Source organism: Dyella sp., from assembly GCF_035685805.1.
In the GTDB taxonomy this organism is placed as follows: domain Bacteria; phylum Pseudomonadota; class Gammaproteobacteria; order Xanthomonadales; family Rhodanobacteraceae; genus Dyella_A.
This window is the reverse complement of the sequence record NZ_DASSAB010000030.1, coordinates 25,775-51,709: the sequence shown is the minus strand read 5'-3', so window position 1 is coordinate 51,709 and position 25,935 is coordinate 25,775. Positions and strand designations below refer to the sequence as shown.

The 25,935-nt window shown below is 68.9% G+C and carries 23 protein-coding genes; 13 read left to right on the top strand and 10 right to left on the bottom strand.

The window, feature by feature from the left end; translation table 11 throughout:
• Positions 1–82 precede the first annotated feature (82 nt).
• Together VFG40_RS06550 and VFG40_RS06545 are read right to left on the bottom strand one after the other, a co-directional pair.
• Positions 83–703: an SGNH/GDSL hydrolase family protein gene (locus tag VFG40_RS06550; protein WP_324896143.1), complete on the bottom strand. Its 621-nt coding sequence runs from the start codon at positions 701–703 to the stop codon at positions 83–85.
• 11 nt (positions 704–714) lie between these two features.
• Positions 715–1,965 carry an aminotransferase class I/II-fold pyridoxal phosphate-dependent enzyme gene (locus tag VFG40_RS06545; protein WP_324896141.1) on the bottom strand — a complete coding sequence of 417 codons (1,251 nt, stop codon included), beginning with the start codon at positions 1,963–1,965 and terminating at the stop codon, positions 715–717.
• Between the two features lie 149 nt (positions 1,966–2,114).
• Between VFG40_RS06545 and rsgA the strand changes: the two genes are divergently transcribed.
• The 4 genes from rsgA (at position 2,115) to aceE (ending at position 9,769) form a co-directional block, all read left to right on the top strand.
• Positions 2,115–3,170, top strand: coding sequence for a ribosome small subunit-dependent GTPase A (rsgA, locus tag VFG40_RS06540; protein ID WP_324896139.1), 1,056 nt, complete (start codon positions 2,115–2,117; stop codon positions 3,168–3,170).
• Positions 3,171–3,247: 77 nt separating this feature from the next.
• On the top strand, positions 3,248–4,513 hold the full coding sequence (locus tag VFG40_RS06535; protein ID WP_324896137.1) for a peptidase MATCAP family protein: 1,266 nt from the start codon (positions 3,248–3,250) through the stop codon (positions 4,511–4,513).
• 91 nt (positions 4,514–4,604) lie between these two features.
• Entirely contained in the window at positions 4,605–6,899 is a 2,295-nt protein-coding gene (locus tag VFG40_RS06530) for an NADP-dependent malic enzyme (protein WP_324896135.1), read from the top strand.
• Between the two features lie 152 nt (positions 6,900–7,051).
• Entirely contained in the window at positions 7,052–9,769 is a 2,718-nt protein-coding gene (gene aceE / locus VFG40_RS06525) for a pyruvate dehydrogenase (acetyl-transferring), homodimeric type (RefSeq protein WP_324896133.1), read from the top strand.
• A gap of 83 nt (positions 9,770–9,852) precedes the next feature.
• On the opposite strand, the gene VFG40_RS06520 is transcribed toward aceE, so the two are convergent.
• The 5 genes from VFG40_RS06520 to VFG40_RS06500 form a co-directional block, all read right to left on the bottom strand.
• On the bottom strand, positions 9,853–10,188 hold the full coding sequence (locus tag VFG40_RS06520; RefSeq protein WP_324896132.1) for a hypothetical protein: 336 nt from the start codon (positions 10,186–10,188) through the stop codon (positions 9,853–9,855).
• Between the two features lie 135 nt (positions 10,189–10,323).
• Complete coding sequence (locus VFG40_RS06515; protein ID WP_324896130.1) at positions 10,324–10,995, bottom strand: glutathione S-transferase family protein; 672 nt, start codon at positions 10,993–10,995, stop codon at positions 10,324–10,326.
• Between the two features lie 295 nt (positions 10,996–11,290).
• On the bottom strand, positions 11,291–13,084 hold the full coding sequence (locus VFG40_RS06510) for a family 43 glycosylhydrolase (RefSeq protein WP_324896128.1): 1,794 nt from the start codon (positions 13,082–13,084) through the stop codon (positions 11,291–11,293).
• Between the two features lie 140 nt (positions 13,085–13,224).
• A complete protein-coding gene (locus VFG40_RS06505) occupies positions 13,225–14,850 on the bottom strand; it encodes an alpha/beta hydrolase-fold protein (RefSeq protein WP_324896126.1) in 1,626 nt (541 codons plus the stop codon).
• A 61-nt stretch (positions 14,851–14,911) separates the two neighbouring features.
• Entirely contained in the window at positions 14,912–16,177 is a 1,266-nt protein-coding gene (locus tag VFG40_RS06500; protein ID WP_324896124.1) for an MFS transporter, read from the bottom strand.
• 160 nt (positions 16,178–16,337) lie between these two features.
• On the opposite strand from VFG40_RS06500, the gene VFG40_RS06495 reads away from it, so the two are divergent.
• Positions 16,338–17,069 carry a hypothetical protein gene (locus VFG40_RS06495; protein WP_324896122.1) on the top strand — a complete coding sequence of 244 codons (732 nt, stop codon included), beginning with the start codon at positions 16,338–16,340 and terminating at the stop codon, positions 17,067–17,069.
• 29 nt (positions 17,070–17,098) lie between these two features.
• A complete protein-coding gene (locus VFG40_RS06490) occupies positions 17,099–17,560 on the top strand; it encodes a DUF6491 family protein (protein ID WP_324896120.1) in 462 nt (153 codons plus the stop codon).
• Between the two features lie 39 nt (positions 17,561–17,599).
• Here VFG40_RS06490 and VFG40_RS06485 read toward each other — a convergent pair whose 3' ends face one another.
• On the bottom strand, positions 17,600–18,415 hold the full coding sequence (locus tag VFG40_RS06485) for a ferritin-like domain-containing protein (RefSeq protein ID WP_324896118.1): 816 nt from the start codon (positions 18,413–18,415) through the stop codon (positions 17,600–17,602).
• Between the two features lie 178 nt (positions 18,416–18,593).
• Here VFG40_RS06485 and VFG40_RS06480 point away from each other — a divergent pair, with 178 nt between their 5' ends.
• Positions 18,594–19,649, top strand: coding sequence for an NAD(P)-dependent alcohol dehydrogenase (locus VFG40_RS06480; protein ID WP_324896116.1), 1,056 nt, complete (start codon positions 18,594–18,596; stop codon positions 19,647–19,649).
• A gap of 21 nt (positions 19,650–19,670) precedes the next feature.
• On the opposite strand, the gene VFG40_RS06475 is transcribed toward VFG40_RS06480, so the two are convergent.
• Positions 19,671–20,087 carry a universal stress protein gene (locus tag VFG40_RS06475; protein WP_324896114.1) on the bottom strand — a complete coding sequence of 139 codons (417 nt, stop codon included), beginning with the start codon at positions 20,085–20,087 and terminating at the stop codon, positions 19,671–19,673.
• Positions 20,088–20,249: 162 nt separating this feature from the next.
• The gene (locus VFG40_RS06470; protein WP_324896112.1) at positions 20,250–21,158 is read right to left on the bottom strand and encodes a YihY/virulence factor BrkB family protein; all 909 of its coding nucleotides are present in this window, start codon (positions 21,156–21,158) and stop codon (positions 20,250–20,252) included.
• A gap of 234 nt (positions 21,159–21,392) precedes the next feature.
• Here VFG40_RS06470 and VFG40_RS06465 point away from each other — a divergent pair, with 234 nt between their 5' ends.
• The 6 genes from VFG40_RS06465 (at position 21,393) to VFG40_RS06440 (ending at position 25,911) form a co-directional block, all read left to right on the top strand.
• Positions 21,393–21,842, top strand: coding sequence for a hypothetical protein (locus VFG40_RS06465; protein ID WP_324896110.1), 450 nt, complete (start codon positions 21,393–21,395; stop codon positions 21,840–21,842).
• A gap of 171 nt (positions 21,843–22,013) precedes the next feature.
• Complete coding sequence (locus tag VFG40_RS06460; protein WP_324896108.1) at positions 22,014–22,529, top strand: hypothetical protein; 516 nt, start codon at positions 22,014–22,016, stop codon at positions 22,527–22,529.
• Between the two features lie 92 nt (positions 22,530–22,621).
• Positions 22,622–23,377: a DUF2884 family protein gene (locus tag VFG40_RS06455; RefSeq protein ID WP_324896106.1), complete on the top strand. Its 756-nt coding sequence runs from the start codon at positions 22,622–22,624 to the stop codon at positions 23,375–23,377.
• Positions 23,378–23,495: 118 nt separating this feature from the next.
• On the top strand, positions 23,496–23,933 hold the full coding sequence (locus VFG40_RS06450) for a ferritin family protein (RefSeq protein ID WP_324896104.1): 438 nt from the start codon (positions 23,496–23,498) through the stop codon (positions 23,931–23,933).
• Between the two features lie 133 nt (positions 23,934–24,066).
• A complete protein-coding gene (locus VFG40_RS06445) occupies positions 24,067–24,879 on the top strand; it encodes a DUF2884 family protein (protein ID WP_324896102.1) in 813 nt (270 codons plus the stop codon).
• A 147-nt stretch (positions 24,880–25,026) separates the two neighbouring features.
• The gene (locus tag VFG40_RS06440) at positions 25,027–25,911 is read left to right on the top strand and encodes a mechanosensitive ion channel family protein (protein ID WP_324896100.1); all 885 of its coding nucleotides are present in this window, start codon (positions 25,027–25,029) and stop codon (positions 25,909–25,911) included.
• The last annotated feature ends 24 nt before the right edge of the window (positions 25,912–25,935 follow it).

Sequence of the window (25,935 nt, the reverse complement as noted above, 5' to 3'; positions counted from 1 at the left end):
TCCCGGTGGTGTTCCGGGGCGCCAGTGTCGCCACGATCGATCACCGCGCGATGGCGCCGAGGTTGCAGTGCGGTTGCGCGACTCAGGAAAGCGCGGCGTGCGCCACCGGCGCAATGCGCGCAGTCCAGCGGGCGTACTGGCGGCCGTCCGGATGCAGGCCGTCGGCAGCGAGCTCGTGCGGATGCGCCCGCGAGAGGCCGGTGATGTCGACGAAGTGGGCGCCGTGCGCCTCGGTCTCGGCCTGCGCCAGGCGGTTGAACTGGTCGAGCGCCGCGCCGATCACGGCGGCGTCGTGCCCGTGCTCGCGGGCAAAGCGGGTCACCCCCCAGTCCGGGATCGACACCACCACCACCCGGGCCGCGTTGCCGGCCAGGCTGATCGCGCCGGCCAGCAGAGCGGCGAAGTGCGCGCCGTATTCCGCCGCGTCACGGCCGCGGTATTGATTGTTGACGCCGATCAGCAGCGTCACCAGGTCGGCCGGAGCGGGGGCGGCAGCGGCGATGGCCGCGGCCAGTTCGTCGGTGGTCCAGCCCGTGGTGGCGATGATCTGCGGCTCGGCCACGGCCACGCCGGCGTCACGCAACTGGCGCGCCAGCTGCATCGGCCAGCGCTCGTCCGGCAAGACACCCTCGCCGATCGTGTAGGAGTCGCCCAGCGCCAGATAGCGCAGCCTCGCGCCCGAGCCAGCCACCGCCTGCGTCATGCCGGCGCGACTCAGGCGATCGCCGCGGCGGTGCCGCGCACCGGCTGCTCGGCCGCCATGGTGGCGAGCACCCGCTCGATCCGAACGAACACCTCGCTGAGCTCGGCCGGCTCCGGCAGCAGGGTGAGCCGGAACTGCCGGCTGCCGGCCACGTTGAAGCTCGCCCCGGGCACCACCAGCACCGACTCGCGTTCCAGCAGGCGCAGCGCGAAGTCGCCGTCGTCGAACTGCGCGATGCGGTCCGCGCGCACGGACGGGAACGCATACAACGCGCCCGCAGGGGCGACCAGCTCCAGGAAGTCGCTGGCCGCCACACCGTCGATGACCGCCCGCCGCGCCTCGTGCAGGCGGCCGCCCGGCGAGGTCAGCGCGTGGATCGTCGGTGCGCCCTGCAGCGCAGGCGCCACCGCCCACTGGGCGGTGGCATTGGCGCACAGGCGCAGCGCCGCCAGCAGCTGCAGCGCGTCGCGGTAATCGGCCGTGCGCGCCGGGTCGCCGGACAGGCTCATCCAGCCGATCCGGTAACCGCAGGCGCGGTGCACCTTGGACAATCCGCCGAAGCTGAGGCACGGCACCTCGCCGGCGACTTCCGCCAACGGCTGGAACACCGCACCGTCGTAGAGGATTTCGTCATAGATCTCGTCACACAGCAGCAGCAGGCGATGGCGCGCGGCGATGGCCACCAGCTGCTCCAGCAGCGCGCGCGGGTAGACTGCGCCGGTGGGATTGTTCGGGTTGATCAGCACCAGTGCGCGCGTGCGCGGGGTGATCAGCGATTCCACTTCCGCCGGGTCGGGCAGGTGATCGTTGCCGGGCAGGCAGCGGTAGTAACGCGGCGTGCCGCTGTTGAGGATGGTGGCGGCGCTCCACAGCGGATAGTCCGGGCTCGGGAGCAACACCTCGTCGCCCGGCTGCAGCAGCGCGCGCAGGCTGATGTCGATCAGTTCGCTGACCCCGTTGCCGATGAACACCCGCTCCTCGCTCACCCGGTGCGCGCCGCGCGCGCGTTGCTGCGCCACGATCGCGGCGCGCGCTTCTTCCAGCCCCTGCTCGTGGCCGTAGGCTTCGCTGTCGGTGAGATGGCCGGCGATGGCCGCGCGCAGGTGGGGCGGCGTCTCGAAACCGTAGCGGGCCGGATTGCCGATGTTGAGCTTGATGATCGGCAGCCCTTCGGCTTCCATCTCGCGCGCGCGGCGGGTCAGGGCACCGCGGATTTCGTAGCGCACGTTCGCCAGGTGCGTGCTGGGTGTGATCGAAGCCAACGCCGTCAAGTCCTCATGCCTTGTTGCACCGGCGCTTGCCGCCGGCATGGGCGCATGCTAACAGCGTCGATACCGGCACGCGCCGTGCTGCGCGGCCGAATTCGGGGCGGATGTCGGTCGCCCGCCGGGCAGGGCATAATCGGACCATCATGAGCGACGCTCCCATCATTGAACGCCTGCGCCTGATCGGCTGGCGCGGCGAGGTGCTGCCGCCGGGCGGCATGCGACTGGCCCGTGTGGTCGCCCAGCACCGTGCCGGCTACGAGTTGCACGATGGCGAGCAGGTGTTCGGCGCGCAGCCGGCCGGGCACTTCCTCAAGCGCGGGCTCGATCCGTCCGAGCGCCCCGCCGTGGGTGACTTCGTCGAGTTCGAGCCGGGTGCGCCGCCGCATATCCAGCGCGTGCAGGAGCGCCGTACGGTCCTGTCGCGCGCAGCCGCCGGCGAGCGGTACGAGCGCCAGGTGATCGCCACCAACATCGATTACGTGCTGGTGCTGACCGGGCTCGATGGTGACTTCAATCCCGCGCGCATCGAGCGTTATCTCTCGCTGATCGAGGATTCCGGCGCGCAGCCGGTGGTGTTGCTGAGCAAGCTGGACCTGCTCGCGGACGCCGCCGAGCGCGTGGCGCAACTGCGCGAACGTTTGCCGGCGACCACTCCCGTGCACGCGATCAACGGCAAGCACCGCGACAGCATCGCCGTGCTCGCGCCCTACCTCAAGCGTGGCGACAGCGCGGTGCTGGTGGGCTCCTCCGGCGCGGGCAAGTCCACCCTCACCAACACCCTGCTGGGCACCGACAAGCTGGCCACCGGCGAGGTGCGCGCGCACGACAGCCGGGGGCGCCACACCACCACGTTCCGCGCGCTGCTGCAGCTGCCCACCGGCGGTTGCCTGATCGACACGCCGGGCATGCGCGAGCTCAAGCTCACCGGTGAGGAGAACCTCGACCTGTTCGCCGACATCGAGGCGCTGGCTGAGACCTGCCGCTTCGCCGACTGCGGTCACGGCAGCGAGCCCGGCTGCGCGGTTCAGCGTGCGCTCGACAGCGGCGAGCTCGAGCCGGAGCGGTGGCGCAACTACCTCAAGCTGCGCGACGAGCGCGAGGACCAGGCCGCCACGCTGGAAGCAAAACTGCGGCGCCAGCGCGGCGGCCGTCCGATCGATCGCCCGCACGGCCATCGCGGCCAGCGCGAGCGCGACTGACCCGCGGATGCCTGCGGCCGCGCCCGCACTGCCCGCCGGCTCCGGCGGCGCGCGATCCGGCCCCGGTGGCTGACGCGATGGAGGCCCCGCCAAACGCGGACTTGAGCCGTTACCGGGTGCTCGACCAGCGGCTGCTGGCCGCCGTCCGGCCCATCCGCATCCTGCCGACGGTGGCGTGGCCCGCGTCGCTGGAGCGGCAGATGATCGAGGCCTACAGCGCCGGCCGCTTCAGCCTGCCGCAGGTTAGCTACGTCGCCCCGGACCTGTCCGCGGCGCGCGCCGAGCTGGCGGCGATCGAGCGCGAGGCGGGGCATGACGATCCCCTGGGCGAATACCTGTGCCGCAGCGCCGAATCCTGGCGCATTGCCGCGGAGATGCTCGAGGCGGTGGGGACCGAGCGGGTCACCGCGCCGTCGATCGTGCTGTACGGCCACCCTGGCGATGCCATTCCCGGCAGCGGGCGCAGCAACCTCGACGCGGCCCGCTATTTCGCCGAGCTGGCCGACGAGCTGGGCGCCGACCTCATCAATGACGACGTCATCGTGAACATTCCCGCCGAGGCCCTGCGCGCGGACCTGGCGCAGACGCTGGACGGGTTCTTCGGCCCCGGTGTGATCGTGGTGGAGGTGGACCCCGAACTCACTGCCAAGGCCGCCGCCGGCGCCACCCGCATACGCCTGCGCGGCGACACCGCCTTCAGCGACTACGACCGCCACCAGCTGCTGGCGCACGAGGCGCTGGTGCACTCGCTGACCGCGCTGAACGGTCGCCGTCAGCCACTGCTGGCCTCGCTGGCGCGTACCTCGCCCCGCGTCACCGCCACGCAGGAAGGGCTGGCGGTGTTCGCCGAGCTGATGTCCGGCGCCATCGACATCACCCGGCTCAAGCGGATCAGCCTGCGCATCCTGGCCATCGACATGGCCTTGCGCGGGGCGGACTTCGTCGAGGTGTACCGTTTTTTCCGCGATTGTGGACAGACGCCGGGCGACAGTTTCCACTCCACCCAGCGCGTGTTCCGCGGGGTGCCGCTGACCGGCGGCGCCGCATTCGCCAAGGACAACGTGTACCTGGCCGGGCTGCTGGCGGTGCACACGTTCTTCCGCTGGGCGCTCAAGCAGCGCCGCATGGACCTGCTGCGGCACCTGTTCGCGGGCAAGCTGGCGCTGCACGACGTGATCACGCTGGAGCCGCACTTCGCCTCCGGCGCTATCCTGCCCCCGCGCTGGCTGCCGCCGTGGATGCAGCACGTGCACGGGCTGGCCGGCAAGCTCGCGTTCTCGCTGTTCGCCAACCGCATCCACATGGGCGAGGTACAGGCCGAGGAGCTCTCGCTGGGACTGTGAGGTGCTGTCGCAGGGCGGCGTCGCACACCGGGGGCGAGGGAGCGCGGTGATACCATCTGGGCTCTTCGCTTCCGGACCCACGACCCGCCCCATGGCCAATCCCCCCGAGGAACTCAAGCAGGCTGCGCTCGAATACCACCGGCTTTGCCCGCCCGGCAAAATCAAGGTCAGCGCGACCAAACCGATGGTTACCCAGCGCGATCTGGCGCTGGCCTACTCGCCCGGCGTCGCGTATGCCTGCGAGGCCATCGTGGAGGACCCCAACGCGGCCAGCGAGCTCACCGCACGCGGCAATCTGGTGGCGGTGATCACCAACGGCACCGCGGTGCTCGGCCTGGGCGACATCGGCCCACTGGCAGGCAAGCCGGTGATGGAAGGCAAGGGCGTGCTGTTCCAGAAGTTCGCCGGCATCGACGTGTTCGACATCGAGTTGAACGAGCGCGATCCGGACAAGCTGGTCGACATCATCGCGGCGATGGAGCCGACCTTCGGCGGCATCAACCTCGAGGACATCAAGGCGCCGGAGTGCTTCATCGTCGAGCGAAAGTTGCGCGAGCGGATGAAGATCCCGGTGTTCCACGACGACCAGCACGGCACCGCGATCATCGTCGGTGCCGCCGTGCTCAATGCGCTGGAAGTGGTGGGCAAGAAGCTCGAGGACGTCAAGCTGGCCACTGCCGGCGCCGGTGCGGCGGGCATCGCCTGCCTGGACATGCTGGTGGCGCTGGGCCTGAAGCCCGAGAACATCCTCGCCTACGACCGCGAGGGCGTGATCTACACCGGCCGCGAGCAGCTCGACCCGGACAAGGCGCGCTACGCGCGCACCACCGACAAGCGCACGCTGGCCGAGATCGTGGCCGGCGCCGACGTGTTCCTGGGCCTGTCGGCCGGCGGCATCCTCAAGCCGGAGATGGTCGCGGCGATGGCCGACAAGCCGGTGATCCTGGCACTGGCCAACCCGAACCCGGAGATCTCGCCGGCCGATGCCAAGGCGGTGCGCCCGGACTGCATCATCGCCACTGGCCGCTCGGACTACCCGAACCAGGTCAACAACGCGCTGTGCTTCCCGTACATCTTCCGTGGCGCGCTGGACGTGGGCGCCACCGGCATCAACGAGGCGATGAAGCTGGCCTGCGTGCGGGCGATCGCCGCGCTGGCCCGGATGGAGGCCTCCGACCTCGCGGGCGCTTACGGCGAGGAAGTCCCTTCGTTCGGTGCGGAGTACCTCATCCCGCGCCCGTTCGACCCGCGCCTGCTGGTGATGCTGGCGCCGGCGGTGGCGCAGGCGGCGATGGATTCGGGCGTCGCCACGCGGCCGATCGCCGACATGGATGCCTACCGCGAAAAGCTCGGCCAGTTCATCTACCGCACCAGCCTGCTGATGAAGCCGGTGTACGACCGCGCGAGGATGGACCGCAAGCGCGTGGCCTATGCCGAGGGCGAGGAAGAAGTGGTGCTGCGCGCGGTGCAGACGGTGATCGACGAGCGCATGGCCTACCCGATCCTGATCGGCCGGCCCGACGTGATCCAGGCGCGCATCCAGCGCCTGGGCCTGCGCATGCGCGAGGGGGTGGATTTCGATCTCACCAACATCAACGACGACCCGCGCTTCAACGATTACTGGCAGCAGTACCACGCGCTGACCGAGCGCCGCGGCGTGACCCCGGCGGCAGCGAAGAACCTGCTGCGCTCGCGCTCCACCCTGATCGCCGCGCTGATGGTCGAGCGTGGCGAGGCCGATGCGCTGATCTGCGGGCTGGTCGGCCGCTTCCACAAGAAGCTCGGCTACCTGCGCAGCGTGTTCGACCTGGACCCGGGCGTGCAGTGCACCTCGGCGATGACCGGCGTGATCAACGACCGCGGCGCCTGGTTCTTCGTCGACACCCACGTGCAGGTCGACCCCAGCGCCGAGCAGATCGCCGAGGCCACGCTGCAGGCGAGCTATCGCCTGAAGCTGTTCGGCATCGAGCCGAAGGTGGCGCTGCTGTCGCACTCCAATTACGGCAGTCACGACAACGCCAGCGCGGCCAAGATGCGCAAGGTCTGGCAGATCCTCAAGGAGCGCTACCCGAAGCTCGAGGTGGACGGCGAGATGCAGGCCGACACCGCGTGGGACGAAACGCTGCGCCGGCGGATGTTCCCGCACACCACCCTCACCGGCCGCGCCAACCTGTTCGTGATGCCGAACCTCGACGCTGCCAACATCACCTACAACATGGTGCGGGTGATGACCGACGGCGTGGCGATCGGTCCGATCCTGATGGGCGTGGACAAGAGCGCGCACATCCTCACGCCGGCCTCGACCGCGCGGCGGGTAGTCAACATGACCGCGGTGGCCGCCGTGGATGCGCAGATCCGCGCTGCACAGGCCGCCCGCGCCGGTTGATGGTCCGGCGGATGATCCCCGCCGTGTCCATGCGCGTGCGCATGGACGTCCATTTGGCGGCCGCCTCGCGCGGCCGCTAAACTCGATTACTGCTGCATCGCACCCGACGATGCACCCCCATGCAGGCGTGCCCCGACGCCGCGGAGACTTTCATGGACCAGCTCGACGACATCCTCCACCAGGACATCGACCCCACCGAAACCCGGGAGTGGATCGAATCGCTCAACGCGGTCATCAGCCATGACGGCACGGAGCGCGCGCACTACCTGCTGGAGAAGATGGTCGACTCCACCCGGCGCGCCGGCGGCTACCTGCCGTTCGATCCGACCACCGAGTACGTCAACACCATTGCCGCGCCGAACGAGGCCAAGAGCCCCGGCGACGCCACCATGGAATGGCGCATCCGCACGCTGATCCGCTGGAACGCGATGGCGATGGTGGTGCGCGCCAACCGCAAGCCCGGCGAGCTGGGCGGCCACATCGCCAGCTTCGCCTCGTCGGCGACGCTGTACGACGTGGGCTTCAACCACTTCTGGCGCGCTCCCAGCGCCGATCACCCGGGCGACCTGGTGTTCCACCAAGGCCATTCCAGCCCCGGCGTGTACGCCCGCTCCTTCCTCGAGGGCCGCATCAGCGAGGAACAGATGGACCTGTTCCGCATGGAAGTGGCCGGCAAGGGCCGCGGCCTCTCGTCCTATCCGCATCCGTGGCTGATGCCCGACTACTGGCAGGTGCCGACGGTGTCGATGGGCCTGGGTCCGATCCAGGCGATCTACCAGGCGCAGTTCTGGAAATACCTCGAGCACCGCGGCCTGATCCCCAAGAGCGACCGCAAGATCTGGTGCTTCCTGGGCGACGGCGAGACCGACGAGCCGGAGAGCCTGGGCGCGATCTCGCTGGCCGGGCGCGAGGGGCTGGACAACCTGATCTTCGTGGTCAACTGCAACCTGCAGCGGCTCGACGGCCCGGTGCGCGGCAACGGCAAGATCATCCAGGAGCTCGAGGGCGTGTTCCGCGGCGCCGGCTGGAACGCCATCAAGGTGATCTGGGGCAGCTACTGGGATCCGCTTCTGGCGCGTGACACCTCCGGCCAGCTGCGCAAGCTGATGATGGAAACCGTCGACGGCGAGTACCAGGCCTGCAAGGCGTTTGGCGGCAAGTACACGCGCGAGAACTTCTTCAACAAGTACCCGGAAACCGCGCAGCTGGTCGCCAACCTGTCCGATGACGACATCTGGCGCCTCAACCGTGGTGGGCATGATCCGCACAAGGTGTACGCGGCGTACCACGCGGCAGTGAACACCAAGGGCCAGCCCACGGTGATCCTGGCCAAGACGGTCAAGGGCTACGGCATGGGCGCGGCGGGCGAGTCGCAGAACCCGACCCACCAGCAGAAGAAGCTCGACGCCGAGGCAGTGCGGCACTTCCGCGACCGTTTCAACATCGCCGTGCCGGACGACAAGCTGGCCGACGTGCCGTACTACCACCCGGGCAAGGACTCGCCGGAAGTGCAGTACATGCTCGAGCGGCGCCGCGCGCTCGGCGGGGCGCTGCCGCAGCGCCGCCGCACCGCCGATGCCAAGCTCAAGGCGCCGGAGCTGTCGGCGTTCGAGCAGATCACCAAGGGCAGCGGCGAGCGCGAGATCTCCACCACCATGGCGCTGGTGCGCGGCATCAATCTGCTGCTGCGCGACAAGCAGCTGGGCGAGCGCGTGGTGCCGATCGTCGCCGACGAGGCACGCACCTTCGGCATGGAGGGCATGTTCCGGCAGATCGGCATCTACGCGCCGTTTGGCCAGAAGTACCGTCCGCAGGACGCCGACCAGCTGCTGTACTACCGCGAGGACCAGAAGGGCCAGGTGCTGCAGGAAGGCATCTCCGAGGCCGGCGGCATGGGCGCGTGGATGGCCGCGGCGACCAGCTACAGCATTTCCAACGTGGCGATGCTGCCGTTCTTCATCTACTACTCGATGTTCGGTTTCCAGCGCATCGGCGACCTGTGCTGGGCCGCCGGCGACATGCGCGCGCGCGGCTTCCTGATCGGCGGCACCGCCGGCCGCACCACGCTCAACGGCGAGGGCCTGCAGCACGAGGACGGCCATTCGCACCTGATGTCGGGCGCGATCCCCAACGTGAAGTCGTACGACCCCACCTTCTCCTACGAAGTGGCGGTCATCCTGCAGGACGGCACGCGCCGCATGATGGCCGAGCAGGAAGACATCTACTACTACCTCACCGTGATGAACGAGAACTACCAGCACCCGGACATGCCGGCCGGGTGCGAGGAAGGCATCATCAAGGGCATGTACCTGTTCCGCGACGGCGGCGCAGGTGCCGGCGGCAAGGGCAAGGGCAAGTCCAAGGCGCCGTGCGTGCAGCTGCTGGGCTCGGGCACGATCCTGCGCGAGGTGATCGCCGCGGCCGAGCTGCTGGAGAAGGACTTCGGCGTCTGCGCCGACGTCTGGTCGTGCCCCAGCTTCATCGAGCTGCGCCGCGACGGTTTCGACGCCGAGCGCTGGAACCGCCTGCATCCGGAAGCCGAGCAGCGCGTGCCGTACGTCACCGCCCTGCTGCAGGAGCGCGCTGCCGGTCCGGTCATCGCCGCCACCGACTACGTGCGTGAATTCGCCGACCAGATCCGCGCGTTCATTCCCGAGGGCATGCGCTACACGGTGCTGGGCACCGACGGCTTCGGCCGCTCGGACACCCGTGCGCACCTGCGCGACTTCTTCGAGGTGGATCGCTACTGGATCGCCCATGCCGCGCTGGCGGCACTGGCGAAGGACGGCAAGGTCAACGCCAAGGACGTGGCGCGGGCGATCAAGGAGTACAAGCTCAACCCGGACAAGCCCAACCCGCTCACGGTGTAGCCGCTCACCGCGGCAGACAGCAAAAAGCCCGCCGTGAGGCGGGCTTTTTGTTGGGTTGCCGGGCGTTGCCCGGCGCGGGGCTATCAATCCTCGTCGCGGCTGCTCAACGCCTTGCGCAGCAGCAGGAACGCGCCGATGGTGCCGGCCACGATCGCCACCGTCGCTGCCGGGTGGCGATTCACCTGCCGGCGCAGGCGGCGGTACTGGTAGCTTGCCTCGTCGGCGAAATCCTCGGCCGCGCGACCCATCTGGCGGCGGTAGCTCTCGCCGCGACGGCCGAAGCGGCTGCCTGCGTGGCGACCGCGTTCGACCAGGTCGTGCGCGCCGCTGGCGGCACCGTTGGCGTACTGGCGAACTCGGTTGCCGAGGTGCGCGGTGGATTCATGGAGGCTGCGTTCGATATCGCGGGTTCTGCTCATGGCGGTCGGCTCCTCGGTAAGCGCCCACGCGGAGCGCCGGGTGACTGTCGGACCGATACCTTGCCCCGCGCGGCGTGAGCGACGCGTCGATAGCGTCCGGAACGCGACGCTGGCGTTCAGCTGGGCAGGGTGGCTCTAGCCGAGCCGGTACTCGCCGCCTTGTGCCAGCGCGCGCTGATAGGCCGGGCGCGCGTGGATGCGCTGCAGGAAATCCGCGAGCCGGGGATGCTGGGCGTTCGCGTTCAGGCCGCCTCGGGCAGCGGCGGCCTCCAGCGGAAAGCTCATCTGGATGTCGGCCACGCTGAAGCGCTCGCCACCGAACCATGGGTGCCGGCCCAGTTCGTCCTCCAGATAGGCCAGGTGCGCGGCGATCTGCGGATCGACAAACCCCGCCTGCACCTTGCCAGCCACTCCCTTGAGGACAGGCCTGACGAAGAATGGCGCGGGCGTCGTCGCCACCCGCTGGAACACCAGCTTGAGCAGCAGGGGCGGCATCGCCGAGCCCTCGGCGTAATGCAGCCAGTAATTCTGGCGCAGTCGCTCGGGCGTGCCGTGGGGCGCAATCAATGCGCTGCCGTAGCGGTCGGCGAGATACTCGACGATCGCACCGGACTCGGCCACGGTCTGCGCGCCGTCGGTGATCACCGGCGACTTGCCCAGCGGGTGTACCGCCCGCAGCTCCGGCGGCGCCAGCATGGTCTTCGGATCGCGCTGATAGCGGGTGACCTGGTACGGGATGCCGAGCTCCTCGAGCAGCCAGAGAATGCGCTGGGAGCGCGAGTTGTTGAGGTGGTGGAGTGTGATCATCCGGCCATCAGAGCGGATCGGGCGGCGTGTCGCAAGGCCGGGTCTCGGCAAGTGATCGGCCCGGTCGCGTATCGCCATGGCGGGCCGTGACGGCCGGCCCCGCGCCTGACGCCATCAGTCCCGCCGGCGTCGTGCGGCCGGGGCATCACCACGCGCCGCTGAGGCCTTTGGGCAGTGCTGGTGGCCTCGCGACCGGGAGTTCGCCAGCGACAGCACGGGCGGGGTGAGGACGGCCGACGTGTGCACGAAGCCGGCGTCGTCACCGAACCCGTCGCAGCGGTAGTGTTCCCTTTTTCTAGGGCTCCAGCGTGATCGTGCGCGACAGTGCGGACACGCCGCGCTCGTCGAACGCCTCCACGGCAACCACATAGCGCACGCCCCTGTTCAGCGCGCGCAGCTGCAGCGTGGTCGGCTGGTCGGCGAAGCGCTGGTAAGTCTGGTGCAGACGCTCGGCACTGAGGCCCCAGCGCACGTTGTAGCCAACCGCGCCGGGCACTGGCTTCCAGGTAATGGTGGCGTTGCGGGTGTCCGTGTCGCGGCTCGCCGAGACCAGCACTGGCGCGGGCGGGAGCGGCCCGTCCGCGTGGCCGAACACGCGCAGGTCGGAAATCGCCAGGTGCCTGGCGCCGACATGGCGGTGCACGTAACGCACGTAGCGCACGTTCGCGGGCGCATCGAGTTCGACATAGGCGTTGGCGTGATCGCGTGTCTCGTGCGCAAGGTCGGCGAGGGTCTGCCAGCGCAGGCCGTCGATCGAGCCTTCCAGCACGAATTGGGTGACCAAGTCCGGTGCGTCGCCGTAGCGGCCGGACTGATGGTCGGCGTAGTTGACCTGGATCGCGTTCACTGTGCGCGCGCCGCCAAGGTCGAGCGTGAGTGTCTGGCCGTGCGTGTCGGAAGACGCCAGCCAGAAGCTGCGCGGGTTCTCGTCCGTCACCTGCCCCGGCGCGTGACCGGGCATCTGCGAGGAGGCGATGGCGCGCTTGTGCCAGGACAACAGCATCCACCCGGTGAACGTGCTTTCACCGGGTGTGAGCTTGTGGTCCGGCATGCGTTGCGGGAAGTCGCCGAAGCGGGTATCCACCCACATCTGGCCGTCGTCGTGGAAGCCGGCGGGATAGAGGTCGATGCGCCGCTCGAAGTTCCAGTTCAGGCCGATCCAGTTGGTGCCGGTGTTCCACAGGTTGCCGTAGGCGTCCTCGAAGGTGGAGCCGTGACCGGCGCCTTCGACGAAGCCCCCCGGCTTGTACGCAACCGGGTTGTACGGGGCATAGGTGAACGGCCCGAGCGGGTGCTCGCCCACGTAGACGCCGGTGGCGTAGGCGTTGTACTCGGTGCCCGGCGCGGCGTACTGCAGGTAGTAGCGGTCACCGTGGCGGTTCATCCAGGCACCTTCCACGAACGGCAGGACAGAGGCGTCGCTATGGTCGCGACCGAAGCGCTCCCAGCCGTGCTGGTCCGGATGCAGCTGCAGCAGGGTGTGGGTCTGGCCCAGGTAGGCCAGCCGCTTGCCCTCGCCCTGCGCCTCGTCGTCGAGCTTGAGGTCGATCTCCTGGCCGTACAGCGGGTAGATGTTGGACGAGCCCCAGTACAGGTAGACCTTGCCGTCGCGGTCCTGGAACAGGCCCGGATCCCACGGGCCCGGCGGCAGCTGGCCCGGCTTGATCCGGTATTCGGTGGCCGAGGTCACCGCATTCGGCAGCGGCGGCATCAGTCGGGTCCAGAACTGCCAGTGCCCGTGCGCCGGGTCGGTGGAGTAGAGCAGCGGTGTTGGCTCGGTGGTCGAGCGCAGCAGGAACAGCTTGCCGTCGGCGACCAGGGTGGCCGGCGCCACCTCGCTGTCGAACGGCCACTTGTCAGGTTTGACGAAATCCCAGTGCACCAGGTCGCTGGAGTGCCAGTAGCCGTCGGCGAGCGTCTGGAACAGGTAGTACGCGCCGTCGTAGCGCACCACCGCCGGGTCCGCGCCGGTGCGGTAGGAAATGCCCTGGTTCATCTGCTCGAAGTTGTAGCGGTAGTCCACGTCCAGCGGATTGGTCCAGGTGCGCGCATGCGGCCGGATCGCCGCATCGGCAGGCATGGCCGACATGGCGGCCAATGCGAGAGCGATCGCGACGGCACGGTGTGGACGACAGCGCAGCATGGGTGTGCCTCCGGCAAGGACCTGACGCATGTTCCCGGCGCGGCGGTAGTCGCGGCGTCGACGGCCGGCCGCCGGGTCACCGACGGCTAGTAGATCCAGTCGGCGCTGCCCTGCGGCGCGTGGGCCTGCATGAACCCGGTCATGGTGCCGTAGAGCTCCTCGCCGCGCGGGCCCCAGCAGTGCGGCGCCATGGGCTGGTAGGTGATGGAGCCCTGGAAGCTCGGGTGGGTCGCCTTCTGCAGGAACGCATCCATCGCCCGCACGCCCATGTTGAGGTTGTAGGTGTCGGCATCGCCGACGTAGATGTGCAGCTTGTCGGTGACCAGCGGCCCCAGCGTGGACCAGTTCTTTTCCAGCAGATGGCGCAGGTCGAAGTGCTGCTTCCAGTAGTCGGCTACTTGGTGGTCGATGGCGCCGCTGCGCTTGTCCCAGATCCGCTGCGGATAGCCGTCGGTGCCGATCGGGCCCCACGCGGCCTCCCAGATGTCCCATTGCCCACCGGAGCGCGAGTGGTCGCCGACGGCCAGCTCGTAGTGGTTCTCGTCCTTCATCATGGCGTCGATGTTGCCGTCGGGCTGGCGCGTATCGGGGCGCTCCACTTTCACCCAGCCCTTGTCGATGGTGTAGGCATTGGCGTCGTCGTAGATGTTCACCACCTGGTGATGACGAAAATCCAGCGAGTCCGGGCACATCGCGAAGCTGCCGCCGTAGTAGCGCGGATGGAACAGCTGCTGCGCCACCGCGATCCAGCCGCCGGTGGAGCCGCCGGTGAGAATGCGTGCCCACGGCTGCTCGATAGTGCGGAAGCGGCGCGCGATCTCCGGGTAAAGCTCCTGGTGGATCGCATCGTCGTAGGGGCCCTCGTTGGGCGAGTTCACGGCGTAGGAGTCGTCGTAGTAGGGCGACGGATGCTGCAGCGTGACCACGATGACGCGCGGCTTCTTTGCCTTATCCAGCCAGAACGTGCGCAGTTTCGAGTCCTTGCGCTCGAAGCCGAACGGCGCGTCGGTACTGAAGTGGCCCTGGTCGTAGACCACCGGATAGCGCACGTCGGGATGCTCGGCGTAGCCCTTCGGCAGCAGCACGGTGGCGCCGAGGTAGATCGGGTGACCCCAGAACTTGCTCAGCAGCTTGCTCTGGATGCGGAAGCGCTTGACCTGAGCGCTGTCCTCGGGGAACGGGATCGGTGCGATCACCTGATCGGCCACCAGGTGGATCGGCGTCGCCGCGGCCGGATCGAAGTGCACCTTCACCGGCTTGCCGTAGAGGTTGCCGGGCGAATGCCTCCAGTCCTGGCCTTCCCACTGATCCATGTGCATCCACAGCGTGTGGCCGTCGGCGCGCTTGAACTCGGTGTAGACGTTGACGAATGGCTGCATCCAGTAGTCGCCCGCGGGCAGGTCGCGCAGGCTGGCCAGCGGCGCGCCGTCGTCGCCGGCGTCGATGGCGGCTAGCTGGCCCGGTGCCAACGCGCTGACGTTGTGCCCGAACAGCGGCACGCCGGTGATGTCGGCCTGCTCGATCGGCGGCGCCTTGTCATCACGGCTCACGGCCACGTAGACGCGGCCGGTGATCGGCTTGGGGTGCGCCGACGCGGCGAAGCTCACCGCGATCTGCGGACCCTCGGCGGCCAGCAGGGGGGAGGACGCAGCGGCCAGCAGGAAAGCGGCGGCCAGCGGACGGAATGCGCGAAGCGGAGGGGGCGTGGTCATCGGCCGATGCTAGCGGCACGATCGGCCCGGCTGCCACTGCCGCCATCACCGCGCGAGGAACTCACACCGTGTCCACCGCCGGCTCGACCATCGGCTCGGGCGTCTCGTGCAGGCGCTGGCGCCTGCGCAGGGTGGGAAACATCACCATCCACAGCCCCACCACCACCAGCGTGCCGACGCCGCCGATCACCGTGGCCGGCACCGCACCGAGCCACGCCGCCAGCATGCCGGACTCGAACTCGCCCAGCTGGTTGGAGGTGTTGATGAAGATCGCGTTGACCGCGCTGACCCGGCCGCGCATGTCGTCGGGCGTATCCAGCTGCACCAGCGCACCGCGGATCACCATGCTCACCATGTCGAACGCGCCCAGCGCGAACAGCGCCGCCATCGACAGCCACAGCGAGGTCGACAGCGCGAACACCAGCGTGGCGGCGCCGAAGCCCGCCACCGAGCCGAACATGATCACGCCCACGCGCTGGCGCATCGTGCGGCGGGCGAGCCACAGCGACATGCCCAGCGCGCCCACCGCCGGCGCCGCCCGCAGCAGGCCCAGGCCCCACGGCCCGGTGTGCAGGATGTCCTTGGCGAAGATCGGCAGCAGCGCGGTGGCGCCGCCCAGCAACACCGCGAACAGATCCAGCGAGATCACGCCCAGCACGTCCGGCCGGCGGCGGATGAAGTGAACGCCGGCGAACACCGTCTTCAGCGTGGCCGGCTCGCGTCGCGGCGGTGCGCTCTCGTAGCGCAGCTTGGCCATCAGCACCACCGAGACCAGGTACAGCGCGCCGGCGGTCACGTAGACCACGCCCGGACCGGCCACGTAGAGAAAGCCGCCAAGCGCCGGCCCCATGATCATCGCCGCCTGGCCGGCCGAGGCGTTCACCGCCATCGCTCGGGGCAGGATCGCCGCAGGCACCAGCGCCGGCAGCATCGACTGCATGGCCGGAAACTCGAACGCCTTGGCTACCCCTATGACGAACACCAGCGCCAGGATGCCGGCCTCGTGGATGCCGTGCATCAGGGTAAGCGCGGCCAGCAGCGCGATCGCCACCCACTCCACCACCTGGCCGAGCAACACGATGCGGCGACGTTCGAACTGGTCGGCCACGTGGCCGGCCGGCAACGCCAGCAGCACCGAGGGGATGAACTGCGCCAGGCCGATCAGGCCCAGGTCGAGCGCGCGGCCGGTGATCGCGTAGATCTGCCAGCCCACCGCCACCGACAGCATCTGGAAGCCGAAGCCCGAGGCCACGCGGGCGAACCAGAACGCGGCGAAGGGGCGGTGCTTGAACAGCGCCTCCGCGTGGGGCGAGGGAGAGGGCGGCATCAGTGATCCTTGCGGGGACGCCGATTATCCGGCCCTCGCCGCGCCCCGGCCAGCCATCGCGGCGGCCGTGCGGTGCGCGCGTGGTCGCAGGGGCCGCGGTTGCACCTGCGGCGCGGCTCGTTCCACTCTAGGGGTCTGTTTCCTGCCGTGGATGTTCGCCATGTCGCCTGTTCCCTTCCGACTCCTCGTGCCCGCGCTTGGCCTCGTCCTGCTGATCGGCGGCTGCTCGCAGCAGGGCGGCCATGCGTCCGATGCCGCCAAGCCGGCGGCGCAGGCATCCGCTGATGCCGCCGCCGCGCAGGATCTGGACACCTATCGTCAGCTGGTGCGCATCCATAACGACGAGATGGCGACCACCTTCGGCGAGAAGATCGTGCACGACTACCCGGACAGCGCCGCCGCGAAGGAGGTGCAGCAGACGCTTCCGGAGATCAGCAAGCGCTATCACGAGAACGCCGAGAAGAGCCGGCTCGCTGCCCTGTGGCTGTACCAGGTGTCGCCGATGTCCGGCGGCACCCAGTCCACCGCGGTGATCTACACCAGCAAGCCGGTGGGCGCGGACAAGGTGCGGCTGGTGCTTCGTCGCCATACCCAATGGGGCCAGAACGCGTTCCTGTTCGGCAGTGGCAAGGGGTTCGTCTGCAAGGGCACCTGCACGCTCCCGGCCAAGGTCGACGGCAAGGCGATGGGGATCAAGGCGTTCGCCCCGCCCAGCGGCGAGCCGGCCCTGATGATCAAGGACGACAAGGCATTCATCGCGTTGCTGGAAAAGGCACAGAAGATCACTCTCACCGTTACCCCGAGGGACGACGGCAAGAGCGAAGAACTGGTGTACGAGGTAGGCGGGTTTGATCCGGCCAAATGGCTGCCCCTGCCCAAGGGCAGGAAGTAGTCGCGGGGACAACGCACGGGAGAGCGCAAATGAGCGTACGAAAGGTTTGGCAGCGGCTCGGTTCGGGTGTTGTTCTGGCAGTGCTGCTGGCGGCGTGCTCCAGCGTGCCGCCGGCCCAGCGCGAGGGCGAGCGGCGTGCCGACTACGAGGCGGCCGCGGGCCCCAGCCAGCGCAGTTTCCGCTTCTTCAACAACCTGTGGTCGTGGGAGCCGCTGGGTAACGACCTGCTGGCCGTCTATACGCGGCCAAACGAGGCCTGGCTGCTTACCGTGAGCGGCTGCACGGATCTCGAATACACCAATGCGATCGGGCTCACCTCGAACATCCACGAGGTAAGCGTGGGCTTCGACAAGGTGCTGACCGGGCGGCGTGATTTCCCGTGCTTCATCACCGACATCCGTCCCGTCGACGTGAAGAAGCTCAAGGCCAGCCAGGCGCAGCGGCGCAGCATCGAGGAAAAGCCGCGCGATACGGCCAGTCAGGCCCGGTAGCGGCCTGCCGCCCCATGGCTGGCAGGCGGGCCCGCAGGCTCAGTGCAGGAACAGCTTCTCGGCGATCTTCGCCAGCGGCTTTTCCAGCGCGTTCTGCAGGCGCATCGGCAGGTCCAGCGGCTTGAGCAGCATCTTTACCGTCATCTCGGCGGGGATGTTCCGCCGCAGCAGGCCCTGGGCGCGGTTGCTGATCTGGCGGAACTGCGAGTCGCTGCCGCCCGGGTAACACTGGTTGAAGACGTGGCGCAGCGCGATGTCGCTGTCCTCGCTCTTGATCTCGTTGACCCGGCGCAGGATCGCCCGGAACACCTTGGTGCGACCGAATCCCTCGCGCTCCCGGTACAGCCGGTAGTGCTGGTAGAAGTGCTTGTAGTGGCGCACTTCGTCGCTCTTGATGTGATTGGTGAGCTGCTTGAGCACCGGCTCGTCGGTGATGTCGTTGAGCGCGCGGTAGAGGCTGGCGGTACCGGTCTCCACCACGCAGCGCGCGGCCAGCTCCAGCCCGCGCGAGGACTCCAGTTGTTCTGACGTGCAGACCGCGCCGTACTCGTCCCAGAACGCCTTGAAGCCGGCATCCCAGTCGAACTCGGGCCACACCGTGCGCACATAAGTGGACAGCGCCCGGCCGTGCTGCAGTTCCTCGTGCTCCCAGTGCTGGCTGAGCCAGGTCTGCAGTGCCTCGTCACCGGCGAAGTGGTCGACCAGATTGTGCGTATAGAGGTCCGAGCCGCTCTCGACGAACGACGAGCTGCACAGCAGGAAGAACAGGTCCTCGTTGTGGCGGATACGCGACTTGTCGATCTGGCTGAAGTCGATGCTCTCGAGCGTCCACGGCAGCGTCTGGCTGTAGTTCAACGGGCTGGTCCTTGACCGGGAGCGGAAGCCGCCCCGGGTTGCATGACAAAACGGTGACCAAGGATACGGCCTGGCTTGTCAATTGGAATTAACGCGGGCCGACCCCACATCCGCAGGCTGCCCTTCCGGGCGCGCCACCGCTTTCCCGTTTCGTTCGTATCCATACCCAGGAGCCTGCATGATCCCCACCCTCAGCTATGCCGCATCCGCCGCCCGTGCTCCGCTGGCACCGTACCGCTTCGAGCGCCGCGAGCCGCGCGACAACGACGTGGTGATCGAGATCCTCTACTGCGGCGTCTGCCACTCCGACCTGCACACGGTGCGCGACGAGTGGGGCACCGGCGACTACCCCATCGTTCCCGGTCACGAGATCGTCGGCCGCGTGCTGCGCACCGGCAAGGCGGTGACCCGGTTCAAGCAGGGCGACCTGGCCGGCGTCGGCTGCATGGTCGACTCGTGCCGCGAGTGCAGCAACTGCCGTGACGACCTGGAACAGTTCTGCATGAAGGGCGCCACCTTCACCTACGCCAGCAAGGACCGCGTCGACGGCAGCACGACCCAGGGCGGCTATTCCACCCAGATCGTGGTGGACGAGGCGTTCGTGCTGCGCGTGTCGGACAAGCTCGACCTTGCCGCCGTGGCACCGCTGCTGTGCGCCGGCATCACCACCTACTCGCCGCTCAAGCACTGGAAGGTGGGCAAGGGCAGCAAGGTCGGCGTGATTGGCCTGGGCGGCCTGGGCCACATGGCGCTGAAGCTGGCGCACGCGTTCGGCGCCAACGTGGTGCAGTTCACCACCTCGCCGTCCAAGCGCGAGGATGCGCTGCGGCTGGGTGCGGACGAGGTGGTGCTGTCGAACGATGCCGGGCAGATGAAGCAGCACGCCGGCAGCTTCGATTTCATCCTGGACACCGTGTCGGCGCCGCACGACCTCAACGGCTACCTGCAGATGCTCAAGCGCGACGGCACCATGGTGCTGGTGGGGCTGCCGGAGGTGCCGCCGACGGTGCAGGGCGGCGCGCTGATCTTCGGCCGCCACTCGCTGGCCGGATCGCTGATCGGCGGCATCGCCGAGACCCAGGAGATGCTCGACTTCTGCGCCGAGCACAACATCGTGTCGGAGATCGAGACCATCCGCATCCAGGATATCAACGAGGCCTACGAGCGCATGCTCAAGAGCGACGTGAAGTACCGCTTCGTGATCGACATGGCCTCGCTGCGCGACGCCGCGTAACCTCCCCGATGACGGTGGTGCCTAGCGCACCACCGTCACCGGCACGTGCGAGCGTGCCAGCACGTCGCCGGAGACCGACCCCAGCAGCCAGCGGGCGAGGGCGCCGCGATCGGTGTGGCCGATCACGACGTGATCGCAGCCGTGTTCGGATACCTGGTTGATCAACACGTCGCCGGGGCTGCCGTGGGCCAGTTCCACATCGACCAGCGCGGCCGCATCCGGTTGCAGCGTCACCAGTTCGTCCAGCAGTTCCTGCGCGCGTTTCGCGCCGGAGTCGGCCATCATCAGGGCGCAGGCATCGGCACCCGCCTCGGTCACCTGCAGCACCGACACCACGCGCACCCGGCCACTGCACGCACGCGCCAGGCCGATCGCCAGCTCGAACGCCCGCTTGGATGTGTCCGAGCCGTCGTAGCCCACCAGTGCATACCTGATCATCGGACACCTCCGCGTCGCATGATTGCCGTGGCCCGATGATGCCATGCACGGCGCGCAAGAGCCGCGCGGTGCCTCGTTCGTGGAGCCGGTGCGCCCGGCATTCGGTGGGTCGCAGCCGGCCAACTCGATGGGGCCCGGCGTCGGCTCAGAACTTCGACCGCCTCAAGCGCCAGGCGACGGCGTGTCGCGACTGGCCGCATGCGGACGCGGCACGATCGGCCGCCCCCGCACCTGCGCCACCGACTGGGTCAGCTCGGCGCCCAGCAGCAGGATCAGCGCGGAGTAGTACACCCACACCAGCAGCACCACCACGCCGCCGGCCGAACCGTAGGCGCCGCCGACATCGCTGTGCGACAGGTAGAGCCCGATCCCGAACTTGCCCACGGCGAACAGCACCGCGGTCAGGCCCGCGCCGACCAAAGCGTCGGGCCAGCCGATCAGCGCGTCGGGCACCACCTTGAAGATCGCCGCGAACACGGCCGAGAAGATCGCCAGTGCGATCAGCGCCTCCAGCGCCTGCCAGATCAGCGTGTCGCCGCGCACGAACACTGCGATCAACGCGCTGGCCGCGAACGACACCACCATCAGGAACGCCAGCGACAGCAGCAGGCCCAGCGCCATCATGCGGGCGCGCAGCCAGTCGCGGATCGCGCCGCCGGGCCGGGGCTCGAGGTTCCAGACCCGGTTGATCGCCCCCTGCAACTGCGCGAACACGGCGGAGGCGCCGAGCAGGGTCACCGCCAGCCCGATCAGGCCCGCCCAGCTGCCTACCCCCGGCCGCTGGCGCGCGTTGTCCAGCACCAGCGTGACCGCGTCCGAGGCGCGCGGCCCCACCAGTCGCTGCAGCGACTGCACCAGCTCGCGTTGCCAGCTCGGCTCCAGCGAAGTCACCACCCACAACAGCAGCACCAGCAGCGGGGCGAACGACAGCGCCGAGTAGAACGCCAGCGCTGCCGCACGCGTGCTCAGCTCGTCGTGACCGAAGCCGTCCACCGTCAGTCGCACCACGGTCCAGGTCTGGTCGAGGACATGCCGGGCGCGGCGCGAAGAAGGACGGGCAACAGGTTCCACGGCAGCGGTTCTCCACGGGCGATGAGGGACACGATGATCGCCCCGACCGCGGCCGAATGTGAACGGACGCGAGCGGGCGGCGCGGCGGCATCGTGCGCTCACTGAACGCTCAGCCGCGCTGCACAGGTTCGTCACGTCTGGCTGTCGATGCTCCGCCCCACCGCGGACCTGGCGCCCATCGGAGGCGCCGTCCGCACCCGCGGTTCCATGCGATGCACACCCAAGGAGATCACCATGATCAAGCGCAACTTCGCCCTCGCTGCCCTGCTGCTGGCCACTACCGGTGCGATGGGCGCCACCGGCGCCCGCGCCGCCGAGGCCAGTGTCAAATGCGACCTCACCTATAACCTGTCCGGCTGGTCGATCCTCTACAAGCACGCCGAGGGCACCGGCATGGTGACCTGCGACAACGGCCAGTCCGCGCCGGTGAAGATCACCGTGGTGGGTGGTGGCCTGACCGCCGGCAAGTACCACATCGACAACGGCAAGGGCGAGATCAGCAAGGTGCACAGCATCAACGACGTGTTCGGCGATTACGCCCAGGCGGGCGCCGAAGCGGGCATGGTCAAGAGCAGCACCGCGCAGGTGCTGACCAAGGGCACCACCTCGCTGGCGCTCGCCGGCACCGGCGAGGGCGTGAACCTCGGTATTTCGGTGGGCAAGTTCACCATCAGCCGCCGTTGACGATGGCTGCGGCGCCGGCAGGTGCCGGCGTCGCACAGGCAAAACGGGCGCCTTCGGGCGCCCGTTTTTTGTTGCGGCGGTAGACTGGCGCTCTTGCCACCGCTGCCGGATGCTTTCGATGCGCCACTGCCCCCACTCACCCAGGCCCGTTGCGGATATGAAGGCGCGGCCGTGACGCTGCACAGCGACTCCGCGGGGAGGTTCGCGTTCTGGCGGCTTGCGCTCTGGCTGATCCTGCTGCTCGGTGCGTTCGGCGCCCTGCAGTACGGCGTGCATGCGCAGCGCGTGTGGGCGGTGCTGGCCAGCCCGGACCTGGACCCCGCCGGCCGCTCTGCGCTGCACACCATGCTGGGCTGGGACCTGGCGTACTTCATCGCGGCCGCGGTCCTGGTCGTGTTGTGTGCCGCTGCCATCCTGCGCCAGGGGTGGTCTCGCCTGCCGCTTCGCGTGGCGCTGGCACTGCTCGCGGCGACGTTGCTGGCAAGTGGCGCGCTGCTGTACCGCCAATGGGGCGCGTGGCATGCGCTGCCGCATGCGCCCGGCATGGCGGTCCGCCTGGCCGACGAAGCGCGGCGCGTGCACCTGTCACTGGGTTTCGACGCCGCCGGTGCGCTGCTGATGGGCTGGCTGGTGTGGCAACTGGGGCGCGACAGCGTGCGGGCACAGTTCCGCCGGCGCCGGCCCTAGCTAGCGCGATCGCCCTGGCGGGCGCTCGGGTTCAGTGTGGGTTGGCTGGCAGGTGGGTATCGATGGGCGTCCCGTTTGCCGCCGGAATCTCCATGCGTTGCTCTGCCCACCTTCTGCTGTTGCCTTTGTTTCTCGTTGGCGCCTCGCTACATGCACAGCAGTTCGCCACCCGCTGCCATGCCAGCAGTAGCTACGACCTGACCGTGCAGCCGGACCGGTTGATCTTCGACCGACCCGCGCCGGCGCCGCAGCAACTGGTGCTGCGCGACGGTGCGCTGCGCGCCGATGGCGCGGCGGTGTCGCTGCGAGCGGAGGACCAGGACCGGCTGGCCGTGTTCGAGCGCGAGCTGCGCAACCTGCTGCCGCGGGTGCGCACGGTCGGGCGACACGCGGTGGACATGGCGGTGCAGGCGCTGCGCGCCGAGGCCGCGGGCATGCAGCTGAGCGCCGCCGCGCAAGCGGCGCTGGATCGACAGCTGACCGCCGATGCCGCCGAGGTCCGCCAGCGCATCGATCGCAGCAACAGCACCCATGACTGGCAGGGCGGTGCTGCCGAGCAGCTGGCCAACCGCATCGTCGCCGACCTATCGCCGATCGTGGCCGGCGACCTGGGTCAGCAGGCGCTGCAGGCGGCCATGAGCGGCGATCTGGAAACCGCCGCGCGCCTGCGCGACCAGGCCGCAGACCTGGCCACCGCTTTGCGGCCGAGACTGGAGCGGCGGATGCAGGCGCTGGCGCCGCAGGTGGATGCGCTGTGCCCGTCGATCGAGCGGCTGGCAGAGCTGCAGCAGGGCGTGCGCGGTGCGGATGGGCAACCGCTGCGGTTGCTCCAGCTCGACGCGCGCTGAAGGCGCAAAGCAAACGGCGGCTAAAGGCCTGCGCGAGACGTCGACGCAGTTTAGTCCCCGCTAAGTCCGGCAGGATCAGCATGGCGATCTGCCCGAGCCATCCGAGGAGCCGGTCGACATGTCGCTGGCGTCGCCACCGCCGTACAACGCGCTGATCCGCCGCTGCATCGATCTGCAGCGGCTGTGCCAGCATGCGGCGCGGAACGTCTCGGAACCGGGGCTTCGTGTGGTGTTGCAGGAGACTGCGGCTGCGCTGGAGCTGCTCGTTATCGACCTGCAGACCCAGGCCGCGGCGAGCGGCCGTCGGCCAGCCAGCCGTGGCCGCTGGAGCGGGCCGCTGCAGCGTCGACTGACGTCGCTGTGGATGCACGGCGCGCCGCTGCGGGACGATCAGTGGATCCGGCTGCTGGCACGGCGCGAGGCGGCCGTGCTGCAGTTGTTCGAGCAGACCGTCGGCGCGGCCACGCCGGACAACGCGCCCACCTTGCGCCGGCTGCTGCCGCAACTGCAGGCGGTGCACCTGGACATGCACAGCCTCGCCGCCGCGGCACGCTGAGGGGATCCGCTGGCGCTCGCCAATGACTGATGGCACGGCATGACGCCTGGCCCATGGCCGGCGAGTGCCGGCCACGCATGCTGTGTTCGCAGGCAGGCAGGCAGGCATCGCCGCCGTCATCGGGGACACGCACATGCGCAAGACTCTCTCGCTGCTAGCGCTCGCCATCGGCATCACCTTGGGCACGCAGGCACAGGCGCACGAGCGCCACATGCACACGGACCAGTGCAGCTTCAGCACCGACTACGACGTGCGCGTCAATGCCGCGGGCATCGCCTTCAGCCGCGACGACGGCACCCCCGCCACGGTGTTCATGCATGACGGCCACCTGCGCGTGGACGGCCATGACGCCACCGTGACCGCGGCGGACGCCGAACGGCTGCGCCAGTACGAGGCATCCGTGCGTGCCCTGTTGCCCGAGATCGCGGGTATTGCCCGGGAAGGGCTGGACATCGGCTTTGCCGCCATGACCACCGTGGCCACCACCTTTGCCGAGACGGCCGATGAGCGCCAGCGCCTACTGGTCAAGCTCAATCGCGCGCGGGCCGAAGCAATGCAGCGCATCGACAGGGGCATCGGCGCCGGCCTATGGACCCACTCGGACATGGAAGACCTGGTCGAGGACGGCATGGAGAGCGCCGTTTCCGAGCTGGTCGGCACCGTCACCGCCGGTGCGGTGAAGGCCGCGCTCAGCGGCGATCAGGCGCGGATCGCCGCACTCGAAGCGCGTGCCGATTCGCTCGACAAGACCATCGACCGCGAAGTCGATGCCCGCGCCGACAAGCTCGACGCGCGGGCGCAGGCGTTGTGTCCGCGGCTGGCCTCGCTCGATACGCTGCAGCAGCAACTGCAGTTCCGCCTGGCCGACGGCTCGCCGCTGCAATTGATCGAGCGTGCAGCCGATCGCGACGACGACGATGCGAAGGATCGCGTCGCCACCCGCTGACGCGCACCACACTTCCCCCCGCCGGTCGCAGTCCCCCTGCGAGCGGCGTTTTTTTTGCCCGGCGCACGCGCTGCCGAGACGCACCTGGCTGTCCCGGTCGATCCGCCCGCTGCTACGCTGGTGCGATTCTTCAAGGAGGCCACGCCCATGCGCGCTGTCGTATTCGCACCCACGGACGCCGCCGCGACCGCTCCTGCGTCGCACGATTTTTCCTTTTACCTGGACCAGGCCACGCAAATCGGGTTGCACGTGGTGGAGGCGCTGGTCGTGCTGCTGCTCGGCATCTGGGTGGCGCGGCGCATCGCGCACGTCGCCGAAGGCGCGCTGGGCCGCGCCAAGCTCGATGTCACGCTGACCAGCTTTCTGCGCAACCTGCTCTACGGCGTGTTGATCGCGCTGCTGCTGGTGTATGTGCTGCAGATTCTCCGCGTGCCTTCAGCCCCGCTCGTGGCGGCGCTGGGGGCGGCCGGGCTGGCGATCGGGCTGTCGTTGCAGGGATCGCTCAGCAACCTCGCCTGGGGCGTCCTGCTGGCGTTGTTCCGGCCCTTCCGTGTCGGCGATTTCGTCGATATCGGCGGCACGCTCGGGTCAGTCGATGCGATCAACCTGATGTACACGCAGCTGGTGATGCCCGATGGCCGTGAGGCGGTGATTCCCAACGCCAAGGTCGGCGCCGACGCGATCATCAACTTCAACCGCCGCGGCACCCGTCGGTTCGAGCTCACCGTGGGCATCGGATACAAGGATTCCATCGGCGCGGCAATCGCCGAGATCGAGCGGCTGTTCGAGGCGGATCCGCGCATCCTGAAAGATCCCGCTCCCGGCGTGTGGACGAATGCACTGGGCGAGAGCTCGGTGGATCTGGTGATCCGCGCCTGGGCCACGTCGGCGGACTTCTGGGCGGCGCAGACCGACCTGCTGCGTGCCATCAAGGAGTCGTTCGACGCCGCTGGCATCAGCATTCCGTTCCCGCAGCGCGAGCTCACCGTGGTGCAGGGCAGCGTCCCGGTCACCACCCGCCCCGCGGATTGACGCCCCCCCGCGCCGCGGCCAGCG